Origin of the sequence: Roseibium algae (assembly GCF_037783265.1) — a bacterium.
Classification (GTDB): Bacteria; Pseudomonadota; Alphaproteobacteria; order Rhizobiales; family Stappiaceae; genus Roseibium; species Roseibium algae.
Genome location: NZ_JBAKIA010000001.1, coordinates 398,052 through 409,118 on the forward strand (window position 1 = coordinate 398,052; position 11,067 = coordinate 409,118).

The 11,067-nt window shown below is 53.6% G+C and carries 10 protein-coding genes; 4 read left to right on the plus strand and 6 right to left on the minus strand.

The genetic code is table 11. The features are described 5' to 3' along the window. Position 1: 1 nt before the first annotated feature. From V6575_RS01830 to V6575_RS01845, 4 genes are read left to right on the plus strand one after another with little or no spacing between them, the layout of a single operon-like run. The gene (locus V6575_RS01830) at positions 2 to 829 is read left to right on the plus strand and encodes a carbohydrate ABC transporter permease (protein ID WP_340272291.1); all 828 of its coding nucleotides are present in this window, start codon (positions 2 to 4) and stop codon (positions 827 to 829) included. Next, positions 829 to 1,887, plus strand: a complete 1,059-nt coding sequence (locus V6575_RS01835) for an ABC transporter ATP-binding protein (RefSeq protein WP_340272292.1) — start codon at positions 829 to 831, stop codon at positions 1,885 to 1,887. The genes V6575_RS01830 and V6575_RS01835 overlap by 1 nt, the downstream gene beginning before the upstream one ends. Next, complete coding sequence (locus tag V6575_RS01840; protein WP_340272293.1) at positions 1,884 to 3,365, plus strand: glycerophosphodiester phosphodiesterase; 1,482 nt, start codon at positions 1,884 to 1,886, stop codon at positions 3,363 to 3,365. Before V6575_RS01835 ends, V6575_RS01840 begins: the two co-directional genes overlap by 4 nt. 19 nt (positions 3,366 to 3,384) lie before the next feature. Beyond that, positions 3,385 to 4,389 (plus strand): LacI family DNA-binding transcriptional regulator, encoded by a 1,005-nt coding sequence (locus V6575_RS01845; protein ID WP_340272294.1) that lies wholly within the window; start codon positions 3,385 to 3,387, stop codon positions 4,387 to 4,389. 25 nt (positions 4,390 to 4,414) lie between these two features. Here the strand turns inward: V6575_RS01845 and V6575_RS01850 are convergent, their stop codons facing one another. The 6 genes from V6575_RS01850 to V6575_RS01875 all read right to left on the minus strand — a co-directional run bounded on the left by V6575_RS01850 (position 4,415) and on the right by V6575_RS01875 (position 10,986). Further along, positions 4,415 to 5,137 (minus strand): FadR/GntR family transcriptional regulator, encoded by a 723-nt coding sequence (locus V6575_RS01850; protein ID WP_340272295.1) that lies wholly within the window; start codon positions 5,135 to 5,137, stop codon positions 4,415 to 4,417. After that, positions 5,134 to 6,123, minus strand: a complete 990-nt coding sequence (gene yjfF / locus V6575_RS01855; protein WP_340272709.1) for a galactofuranose ABC transporter, permease protein YjfF — start codon at positions 6,121 to 6,123, stop codon at positions 5,134 to 5,136. The genes V6575_RS01850 and yjfF overlap by 4 nt, the downstream gene beginning before the upstream one ends. Beyond that, positions 6,123 to 7,163, minus strand: a complete 1,041-nt coding sequence (locus tag V6575_RS01860; protein ID WP_340272296.1) for an ABC transporter permease — start codon at positions 7,161 to 7,163, stop codon at positions 6,123 to 6,125. Before V6575_RS01860 ends, yjfF begins: the two co-directional genes overlap by 1 nt. Further along, on the minus strand, positions 7,163 to 8,677 hold the full coding sequence (locus tag V6575_RS01865; protein ID WP_340272297.1) for a sugar ABC transporter ATP-binding protein: 1,515 nt from the start codon (positions 8,675 to 8,677) through the stop codon (positions 7,163 to 7,165). Before V6575_RS01865 ends, V6575_RS01860 begins: the two co-directional genes overlap by 1 nt. Before the next feature lie 93 nt (positions 8,678 to 8,770). Then, a complete protein-coding gene (gene ytfQ, locus V6575_RS01870) occupies positions 8,771 to 9,724 on the minus strand; it encodes a galactofuranose ABC transporter, galactofuranose-binding protein YtfQ (protein ID WP_340272298.1) in 954 nt (317 codons plus the stop codon). A 251-nt stretch (positions 9,725 to 9,975) separates the two neighbouring features. After that, positions 9,976 to 10,986 (minus strand): TIGR03842 family LLM class F420-dependent oxidoreductase, encoded by a 1,011-nt coding sequence (locus V6575_RS01875; RefSeq protein ID WP_340272299.1) that lies wholly within the window; start codon positions 10,984 to 10,986, stop codon positions 9,976 to 9,978. Positions 10,987 to 11,067 lie beyond the last annotated feature (81 nt).

Sequence of the window (11,067 nt, forward strand, 5' to 3'; positions counted from 1 at the left end):
GATGACGTCAAATTTCAAAAGCTGGCCAATCACGATTTTCCTGTCGATCTTGTCTCTGCCAATCGTGGTGATGTTTTTTTACCTGATCCTCGACACCGTGACAGATACGACTGGCGGCTCATTGATCCCGGACAGGCTTACGCTGGAACATTGGCGGTTTCTGTTTGAAACGCCAGCAACAGGCCGAGCCAGCATCTGGAAGGTCACAGCAAACACCTTTATCTTTGCCTGCACCACAAGCGCTACCGTCGTTGCCACTTCGTTGACGGCGGGCTACGCCCTCTCAAGGCTGAATATGCCGTTTCGCCGGTTCTTTCTGGGCGGTGTGCTGACACTCCATGCGTTCCCAACAATCACGCTGATCATTGCCATCTTCCTGATGCTGCAAATGACAGGCCTCTACAACACGCTCGCCGGGGTCATTCTGGTCAAGACAGCTCTGGAGCTGCCGCTCGGCATCTGGATCATGAAAGGCTTCTACGACACCGTTCCTTGGGAAATCGAAATGGCAGGTCTGGCAGATGGAGCGAGCCGCTTTACGGTCTGGCGCAAGCTGGTTCTGCCACAGGTCCACCCTGGCATGGCCGCCCTTGGCTTGTTCTCATTCCTGGCGGCATGGAGCGAATTCATTTTGCCTCAGGTTCTAGCACCTGACGGTGCATCCCAAGTGCTAGCGACATACATGCAGAACCTGATCAAGGATGATGTCCAACCCGACTTCAACATGTTCAAGTCCGTAGGGCTTTTCTACGCCCTGCCCGTGCTGATCATCTATCTCATTTTCAATCAGAAACTCATGAATATCTATGGCGGAGGCTCGAAGGGATAATGCGTATCCAACTCGAAAATTTCACAAAGACCTTCGGCACCACCAATGTCATCGAGGACATGTCTCTCGACATCGCCAGCGGTGAAATGCTGGCCCTACTGGGGCCTTCAGGCTGCGGCAAGTCAACAACCCTGTTTGCGATTTGCGGCATTCATAAAATGGATGGTGGTCGCCTGCTGTTTGGTGAACGCGATGTCACAACAGTTCCCTCGCAAGGCAGAAACGTCGGCGTGGTGTTCCAAAATTATGCGCTCTATCCGCATATGAGCATATATGAAAACATCGCGTTTCCGCTCAAGATCAGAAAGCAAAACAAGCACGACATTGACCGGAAAGTCAGCGCGATTGCTGATCTGGTTCATATCACCGAGCTTCTGGATCGCAAGCCCGCCCAACTTTCAGGTGGCCAGCAACAACGTGTTGCCCTTGCCCGGGCGCTGGTTCGCGAACCGGATGTGCTTCTGCTTGATGAACCCCTCGCCAATCTGGACGCTAAACTGCGCCTTGAAATGCGGTCCGAAATCCGCCGAATTCAACAACAGACCGGCATCACGGCCATCCTCGTGACACACGATCAGGTCGAAGCCATGTCAATGTGCGACCGGATTGCCATCATGAACAAGGGCAGCATCGTCCAGCTCTCCGAGCCTCGCTATATGTATGACAATCCTGCCTCGGCCTTTGTCGCAGGTTTCATGGGCAATCCACCAATCAGCTTCGTCGAAGGGGTGGTTGAGGACAGCCTGGTACGCCTTGCCAATTCGTCGATCACCCTGCCTCTTCCGGCAAGCATTCAGATTCCAAACCAAGGCGCACCGATCAAGCTTGGTATTCGACCCGAACATTTCCAGCCTGGCCAAAGCGCATCACTCCCGGGCAAGGTCTCATTTATCGAAACACAAGGCCGAGAGGTTTTGTATGACGTGACGTTGGAAAACGGTGCGGTTCTGCGTTCCATTCAGGCCACCAGTGACATTCTCGAAATTGGATCAGAGGTCAGCTGGGGACTAATACAGGACAAGATCCTTGCCTTTGGCCCTGAAGGCGAACGTCTGTGATCAAGACAAACACGGCTCAAAAACCCAAGCTGCCGGATTGGATCAATCAGCCACGACAGCGACCACTGGCCATCGCCCATCGCGGTGCCAGTGCCTATGCACCGGACAACACCCTTGAGGCATTTTCGCTGGCTGCTGATCTCGGGGCAGATATGTGGGAGGTCGATATCTGGCTAAGCCGGGACGGCGTGCCTATAGCTTGCCATGATTCCGACCTTGTGAAAGTAGCAGGGCAACCAGAAAGGATCAACGAACTGGATGCTGAAGACCTGACTGCCCTGATAACGTTCTCAGGACAGCCAATTGCCCTGTTCGCAAACGTCGTGGACCTTGCAATCGCGAGGAAAACCGCACTCTATCTGGATGTGAAGAACATTGAGGCCACAACAGCAACGCTAGAATGCCTGCGGGACAAGGCGTTCGAGCGCGCAATCTTCGGCACAACCGATCCAGAGTTTTGTCGCAAGTTAAAGGCAAGCGGTTGCCCCTATCCGGTGTCTTTTTTGGTTGGCCTCGGAAAGAACCCATTCGAACTGGCAGACCATTCAGGAGCGGATATTATCCATCCCTGCTGGGAACGGGCTGGCGAACGACCTGACCTGCTTTTGACCGACAGTTTCTTCACAGAAGCAGCGAGGCGGGGCATGCCTGTTGTCACCTGGCACGAGGAGCGGCAGACCGTCGCGCGTACGCTCTGCCAAATGCCGGTTCTCGGAATTTGCTCCGATACCCCAGAACTACTGAAGCCCTATCGCGACTGCTATCCAAACGCGCCTCTTGTCGTCTGTCATCGCGGAGCCTCAACCATTGCACCGGAAAACACACTGGCCGCAGCCAATGCCGCTTTCGCAGCTGGTTTTGATTTCGTTGAGCTGGATGTACGGAAAACCGCAGATGGCACGCTGGCAGTTATCCACGACAACACGCTGGATCGAACGACTGATGCGTCGGGTGAAGTCTCCCGACTAACCCTTAAACAATTGAGCCAGTTAGACGCAGGTCGCTGGTTTTCGCCTCACTATTCAGGCGAACAAATTCCAGTGCTTGCAGAGATGATCGCTTGCGCAAAGTGCTGGTCGGGACAGCTCTATATCGAAATCAAGGATGCAGACTCAGCTGCCGTCTTGGCTGAGGTGATGTATCATGGGTTTCTTCGCCACTGCTTCTTCTGGTCGTTTGATCCCGAACATCTGAGAACAATTCGAAAAATCAATCCAGATGCAAACCTGATGGCACGACGCGAGGACTATTCCTCGCTTGAAGCATGTCTTCAGCACCTTGACCCAGGCATCGTGGAATTCAACATGACCAATGTGTCGGAAGCAGAGTTTGCAGCGGTCCGCGCAACACATGCGAAAGTGATGATTGCCTTCATGGGAGACGACCAAAAAACGCTTGGAAAGGTGCACAGTCTCCAACCAGACATCGTCAACATCAATGATACACTTGGCTGGAGAAAGATCATTTCAAACACTTGACCCAACACTGATAAGCGCAATGGTAGATACATTTCCTCTTCGAAAGAAAGTCAATTCGCACGACGTAGCGGAACGTGCAGGTGTTTCTCGTTCTGCCGTTTCAAGAACCTTCACAGATGGCGCAAGCGTTTCAGAAGAGACCCGAGACAAAGTCACCAAGGCAGCATTCGAATTGGGCTACCGCGTCAACGCTCTCGCACGTTCACTGCACAATCAAAGATCTGATCTGGTCGGCCTGGTCGCCGCAGACATGGACAATCCGTTCCGCGCCGAACAAATTGACTGCTTGTCAAAATTCCTCAGAGCGGCTGGGTTCAAGCCCATTCTCCTGCGCGGCGAACCAACGGCAAATGTCGCCGACATGATTGGTGCCCTGCTTCAATACAGCGTCGCAGGCGTCATAGTGACATCCGACACGCCCCCAGAACAGATCTGCGCCGAATGCCAACTCCATGGCGTGCCGCTTGTCACCATCAACAAGCAAGACCTTGGCACGCCTGTTGACCGTGTCCAATGCGACTTTGAAAGCGGCGGCCGGATGGCCTTCGATCATCTGCGCGGCATCGGCTGCCAACGATTTGCGTTGGTTCTTCCGGAAAAGCCTTCCTACACCATTGCAGGCCGTGCAGCCGCGTTCGAAAGAGAATGCGAAAATGCATCCATCCCACTTTTGAAGATAGCCAGCGGCGCACAGGACTACAATTCTGGCCTGGAAGCCGCAGAGCAGTTAGCCATGAGAGATCGAATCGACGGCGTTTTCTGTGTTGCAGATTACATGGCACTCGGTCTGCTGGACGGTTTGCGCCATGATCAAAAGCTGGACATACCCGGAGCCATGCGGGTCATCGGCTTTGACGACATCCCTCAGGCAGCCTGGAAAGCTTACCAACTCACCACCATCCGCCAAAGCCGTGAAGACCTAGCAACCAAGGCCATCCAGCTTCTGGTAAACCGCATCAACGATCCAGACTTACCTCCACAAGAACTTATCTGCTCACCCAAACTCATCCACCGATTGAGCTGATCAAAGGCATGGCATCATCCTCGCATCACACCTGCAAGGAAGACCCTCGGCGTCCTGCCAGAATAACGGCGCGCATGGCTTCAGAAGCCTCGTCTGCAGATCCGGCTGCAATCGCATGGACGATGGCCCGGTGACGTGCCAAAAAATCAGACGTCTCAGCTTCGCTCCGCTCGTTAGCTTCCTCAACAAAGAGCGAATACAAAGCTGCCTGCACTAGATCCCCAAGGGATTGCAGGAAGCGGTTGCCGGACATTTTCAAAACCATCTTGTGAAATTCCAGATCCGCAACGGCCACCGCAGCCCGGTCATCTCCTACCCCGAGCTTGTCGCACAGCACGGCCAAAGCGTCGCAATCATCTTCTGTCGCAACTCCCGCTGCCTGGCCTGCAGCAGCAGGTTCAAAAATCAGGCGGATCTGGAACAGCTCATCCAGAAACGGACCTGAATTCTTCAACGCTGTATGCCAGCGCAATACATCCGGATCGAACATGTTCCACTGCGCGGCAGGGCGCACATGGGTGCCTACCTTGGCCTTTGACTGGATCAGACCTTTAGCGATCAAGGTCTTCTTCGCCTCGCGCACCACGGTCCTGGACACATTGAACATCTCGGAAATATCCGGATCCAGAGGGATCATGGTTTCCGCCGGATACTCGCCCGCGACAATGGCCCGGCCGAGTTGCTCGACCACTTGGGAAGTATGATTGCCGATACGGTTGCCCAAGTCTCCCGTGGCGACAAAAGTCATGATTGCGCGGCGAAGTCGGTCAGTGGTTTTTTGCGCGCTGTCGTTACCCAAGTGAGACCCTTTTGCAGGAGAATGAATGCGAAGAGCAGACCACCAATAACGATTTTGGTCCACCAACTTGACAGTGTCCCGTCAAAGACGATGTAGGTTTGTATCAGCCCCATAATCAATATTCCAAAGAATGTCCCGGCAACAAACCCTGTTCCTCCGGTCAAAAGCGTTCCGCCAATGACAACAGCAGCGATCGCATCAAGCTCAACGCCAACCGTTGCCAAGGAATATCCTGCAGATGTGTATAGGGAAAAAACGACACCAGCCAGACCGGCAAGCCCACCGGACATGGCATAAATACCAATTGTAGTACTCGCTAGAGGAACTCCCATCAACCGGGCCGTCTGTGCCCCGCCGCCAAGGGCATAAATGTTCTGACCAAAGCGCGTGCGATGCGCCATAATCATTCCCAGAACAAAAGTCAGAACCATCACAAATCCGGTGAGGCGAAATCGTCCTCCTCCCGGCGCCTTCCAATAGATTGACTGCAGAAAATCGTAAAACTCATGGGTGATGGGAACACTGTCCGTCGACAGCACATATGCGGCCCCGCGCGCCAGAAACATACCCGCAAGCGTCACAATGAAGGCGGGCATCTCCAGATAATGGATGATCGCCCCCATGGCAGCGCCAAACAGGATCGTGATCGACAACACCAATGCAAAAGCCCCAAGCGGGTGGATCGACGTATCTCTCAGAATGACTGCGAGAAACACGCCGGTGAAGGCAATGACGGATCCGACGGACAGATCGATCCCGCCCGACAAAATGACAAACGTCATCCCAACCGCTGCAATTCCAAGAAAGGCATTGTCCGTCAACAGATTTGCGACAACACGGAGCGAGAACATCGAAGGGTACTGGCTGGCACATAAGGTGAAAGCAACAAGGAACGTGATGATGGTCACCACCAGCGGAAGGTGTGTGGAACGGATCATGGGGCACTGTCCTTCTGCGTTCTCACAGGGTCTGGCAAATCTGGATGGGCGGATGCACGCAGAATGTAAAGCGCGTGCTTCACTGTTGGAGACTGTACGAACAAGATCACGATGATGATCAAAGCCTTGATCACCAGATTGAATTCAGGCGGCATGCCTGAGAGCAGGATCATGGAATTTACTGACTGTATGATCATCGCGCCCAGCAGCGACGCAACGATGGAAAAGCGCCCACCAAGCAGCGAATTTCCACCGATCACGACAGCCAGGATCGCATCAAGTTCAAGCCAAAGCCCGGCATTGTTGGCATCGGCTCCCTTGATGTCTGCAGCTACAATGACGCCAGCCAGTGCAGCGCAGAACCCTGAAATCAGATAGACGGAAATCAGCAGAACCCGGCTGTTGATGCCGGCTAATCGAGAGGAGTTCTCGTTGATTCCAATGGCTTCAATCAACATACCCAGCGCGGTCCGCCTGACCGCAACCGTCACCAGTGCGCCAAGTCCGATCCAGATCAGGATCGGCGTCGGGATGCCGCCAACGGTGCCCGCCCCCAGATGCACAAGACCCGGATCCAGAAACGTCAGGATGGTGCCTTCTGTGATCAACTGGGCGATGCCTCGACCGGCCACCATCAGCACAAGCGTTGCGACGATTGGCTGGATCCGCAAGATTGCAACCAGAACCCCATTCCAGGCACCGCACAACATGCCAACTGCCAGCGCGCCAAAGAGTGCCGTGACCCAGTTGCCACCATCCACCACAATGGATGCAGCCGTTGCCCCGGCAATCGCCATCACCGCGCCTACGGAAAGATCAATGCCTTTCGTCGCAATGACCAGAGTCATGCCAATACACAGAAGAGCAGTTGGTGCGCCGCGATTCAGAACATCAATAAGGTTGCCGAACAGACGGCCATTTTGAAATTCGATCCTAAAGAAGTCCGGAAAAACCAGGAAGTTGAGAAACAGCACGATTGCCAAGATGACAAGTTGTGGCATGATCCGCCGGAAAGAGACTTGCAGCATGTGCGACATCAAGCAGTCCCCCGCACAGGTTCATCAGCAATGGCCTGAATGATGTTAGATGTTGTGATGTCATCGCCTCGCAATTCGCAAACCTGCTTGCGATCTCTCAGCACGATGACCCGGGTTGAATAGGCCACAAGTTCCTCCAGCTCAGACGATGCGACCATCAAGGACATGCCATCCTCCCGCAGTTTCTCAATCAAGGCGATAATTTCGGCGTGAGCACCCACGTCGATGCCACGGGTTGGCTCATCCAGAATGAGGAAGTCCGGATTTGTGGCCAACCAGCGCGCAAGCAAAGCCTTCTGCTGATTGCCTCCGGACAGAAGCCGGATTGGCATATCGAGGCTCGCAAGCCGGATATCGAGCGCCTTTACATAGGCTTCAGCCATCTCATTCGTCTTTGCCTTTGACAGCGGGCGGAACCAGCCCTGCCGCGCCTGAAGAGCAAGAATGATGTTCTCCCGTACAGACAGATCGCCGACAATGCCCTCTGTCTTACGATCTTCCGGGCAAAGACCAAACCGATGAGAAATTGCTTCATAGGGGCTTTTGAGATCAATTTTCTTGCCCCGCAGCAGTGCCTCGCCCTGGTCTGCCGGAACCGCGCCAAAGATCATATTGGCGGTCTCGGTGCGCCCGGAACCGAGCAAGCCTGCAAGGCCAACAACCTCACCCTGCCGAATATCCAGATCGAAAGGCTCGATTGTGCCGCGACGCCCATAGGAACGCAGCTCAAGCAACTTGTCCCCCGAAGCCTCTTGAGCCCGGGTATGAACCCGGTCTTCCAGCTGCCGTCCGAGCATAAGATGAACGATATCAGACTGGCTCGTACCAGTGAGGTCCCTGGTGCCGACAACACGACCATTGCGCAGCACGGTTGCCCGGTCGCAAATGTCAAAAACCTGTTCCAGAAAATGGGTGATGAACATAATAGAAAGGCCGCAACCCCTCAGTTTTCGCACAACCGAAAACAGCAATTCGACTTCCTCGCGATCAAGGCTGGCTGTCGGCTCATCAAGAATGAGAACCTTACCCGAGAGCTCAACGGCGCGGGCTATTGCAACGACTTGCTGGACGGCAACTGAATAAGCGGAGAGCAATTCACCTGGATTGATCGACAGGCCGAACTCTTCCAGAATTTCAAAAGCCTGCTCCTGCATTTTCCGTTTGGATATCAAACCAAAACGCATCGGCTGGCGACCGAGAAAGAGGTTCTCCGCAACAGTCAAATTCGGCAGGAGATTGACTTCCTGATAGACCGTTCCAATTCCGAGCTTCTGACTTTCCTGGGTATTCGACGGATTGATCTCCGCGCCGTCCAAAACAATGCGCCCTGCGTCACGCCGATAAGCCCCTGTAAGACATTTGATAAGCGTTGATTTTCCGGCTCCATTTTCTCCAAGGAGCGCGTGGACTTCACCTGGAAACAGATTTAGATCGACGGCATCAAGAGCGATTGCACCTGGAAAAAATTTCGATATGCCAGTGCATTTCAACACCGGCTGACGATCGTCAGACATTCACTTAATCCTCCAAGAGCTCTCTCCCGGAGCCCTTACTCATCAATGACACCAGGCAGAACAAGCCGCCTGGCATCTTGTTTAGAGCTTAGATCAATAACCCAGGTCTTTCTTCATCTCATAGATGGCTTTGTTGTCATCCTTGAGTGTGTAAAGCTTGGATTCTGTCTGGATCCACTTTGGTGGAACAGTACCGTCTGCCAAATAGGCTTCCAGAGCATCCAATGCCGGGCCGGCCATATTGGGCGTCAGCTCGATTGTCGCATTGGCTTCTCCATCTGCCATCGCCAGATGAATATCCGGAACGGAATCAATAGAGACGATCTTAATATCCTGACCAGGCTTCAGCCCGGCTTCCTTGATCGCCTGGATCGCTCCAACAGCCATGTCATCATTATGCGCATAGAGCGCACAAATGTTGTCGCCGCCTTCAGCCTTCAGGAAGCTTTCCATCACGACCTTGCCCTGGCTCCGCGTAAAGTCGCCAGTCTGGCTGCGGATGATGCTGAGGTTATCGTGGCCTGCAATACCTTCTTCAAAGCCCTTTTTGCGGTCAATCGCTGGTGAAGAACCGGTTGTGCCTTGAAGTTCAACTATGTTGCACTTGGCACCTGCCATCTCATCAACCAGCCATGTGCCGGCAACCCGGCCTTCATGCACCAGATCGGATGTGACCGCTGTCATGTAAAGATCTTCAGGGGCATCAACCGTTCTGTCCAACAAAAGCACTGGAATCTCAGATTCTCTGGCTTCTTCCAGAACTTCATCCCAGCCGGTTGCCACGACAGGTGCCAGCAGGATCGCATCAACGCCCTGCGCCACGAAAGAACGGATCGCCTTGATCTGGTTCTCTTGCTTCTGCTGCGCATCGGCAAATTTCAGATTGATGCCGCGCTTTTCAGCTTCCTGTTTGGTCACGGTGGTTTCGGCAGCACGCCATCCGGATTCAGATCCGATTTGCGAAAAACCGATTGTCAAATCAGCCGCATACCCGGACAAGGGCAGCAGCGACATTACGCTCGCAATGAGCATTGCCTTGAGTTTCATATTTATCTCCTCCCAAGAGAAATTCACCTCACATATCCATTAAGTATTACTTTATTACTTTTGTAAAGCGACAGGCTCACAAACGAGCAACTCACACGACATGCCAGCCTGAAACAACAATCAAAACCCTGCAAAAACAAACAATTATCAGGAAATAAAAAAGCCGCTGCAAAGCGCTTTCGCACTCAGCAGCGGCTTTCAGGCAACCTCAACCACACTCAACTCGTGGCCGACGACCTCTACAGAGCCTGTTAGGAAGCTTTGCGGAAACCCGGAATAATTGTCTCGCCATAGTCGGCGATAATCTTCTCTTCGTCACCGCTGTCGAGATAAATATTGAACTGGGTAACACCCGCCGTTTCCAGCTCTTTCAGCTTTGCAATATGCTGATCGGACGTTCCAAGAACGGCGAAAGAATCAACGATATCGTCCGTGATGAAATCGAGATACGGATTGTCGCTCTGACCATGCTTGGAATAGTCGTAGCCTCGGCGCTTTTCGATGTAGGAGGTCAGGCTAGCAGGTACGAGATCCGTATCGGATCCGTACTTTTCCACGATATCAGCAACATGATTGCCAACCATCGCCGGGAACCACTTCACCTTCTCACGGGCATGTTCGATATCGCCTGTGTAGGCTGGAGCGGCCGCCATAACGCGGAAATTTGACATATCCCTGCCCGCTTCTTCGCCAGCCTTACGCGCTGTATCGCCAAGCCACTTGCAGATCCCCGGATCCGCGATCTGAAGAATAAGGCCATCGCCCACACGACCGGCGGTTGCCAGTGCCTTTGGGCCGTAAGCAGCAATCCACATTGGCGGCTCATGACCAACAGCCCACGGAAACTGAACCGGCTCAGGGCAATCGCCATACTGAACTTCATCGCCCCGGATCAACTTGCGCATGGCATCGGTGAACTCTTCCAGACGCTTCAAGGTCGCCGGCTTTTTGCCCATGACGCGCACAGCGCTGTCGCCGCGTCCAATGCCGATGTCGAACCGGTCACCAGACTGTTTGGCAAGAGAACCGAACAGACTGGCCGCGACAGACCAGTCACGGCTGTTCGGATTGGTGACGCATGGGCCGAACCGCATGTGCTCCGTATGTTCCATACACATGGCCATCGCCACATAGCTATCGCGCCACAAAATATGACTATCGTAGAACCAACAATAGGTAAATCCGGCGTTTTCCGCCTGACGAACAAGTGCTTTCGCACGGTCGGGCTCAACAAAGCCCTTGAAGCAAATTCCGAATTCCATTGCGGTATTCCCCTTGGTTTCACTGCAGGCACCGCTACCTACAGCTCGGTTGTCATGTTAGAAATCTCCTGCGAAGTGGCC

Bases quoted from the DNA above. Each gene is read 5' to 3' on its own strand.
- V6575_RS01830 (WP_340272291.1), top strand. From the start codon at position 2: ATGACGTCAAATTTCAAAAGCTGGCCAATCACGATTTTCCTGTCGATC.
- V6575_RS01835 (WP_340272292.1), top strand. From the start codon at position 829: ATGCGTATCCAACTCGAAAATTTCACAAAGACCTTCGGCACCACCAAT.
- V6575_RS01845 (WP_340272294.1), top strand. From the start codon at position 3,385: ATGGTAGATACATTTCCTCTTCGAAAGAAAGTCAATTCGCACGACGTA.
- V6575_RS01850 (WP_340272295.1), bottom strand. From the start codon at position 5,137: ATGACTTTTGTCGCCACGGGAGACTTGGGCAACCGTATCGGCAATCAT.
- V6575_RS01860 (WP_340272296.1), bottom strand. From the start codon at position 7,163: ATGTCGCACATGCTGCAAGTCTCTTTCCGGCGGATCATGCCACAACTT.
- V6575_RS01865 (WP_340272297.1), bottom strand. From the start codon at position 8,677: ATGTCTGACGATCGTCAGCCGGTGTTGAAATGCACTGGCATATCGAAA.
- ytfQ (WP_340272298.1), bottom strand. From the start codon at position 9,724: ATGAAACTCAAGGCAATGCTCATTGCGAGCGTAATGTCGCTGCTGCCC.
- V6575_RS01875 (WP_340272299.1), bottom strand. From the start codon at position 10,986: ATGGAATTCGGAATTTGCTTCAAGGGCTTTGTTGAGCCCGACCGTGCG.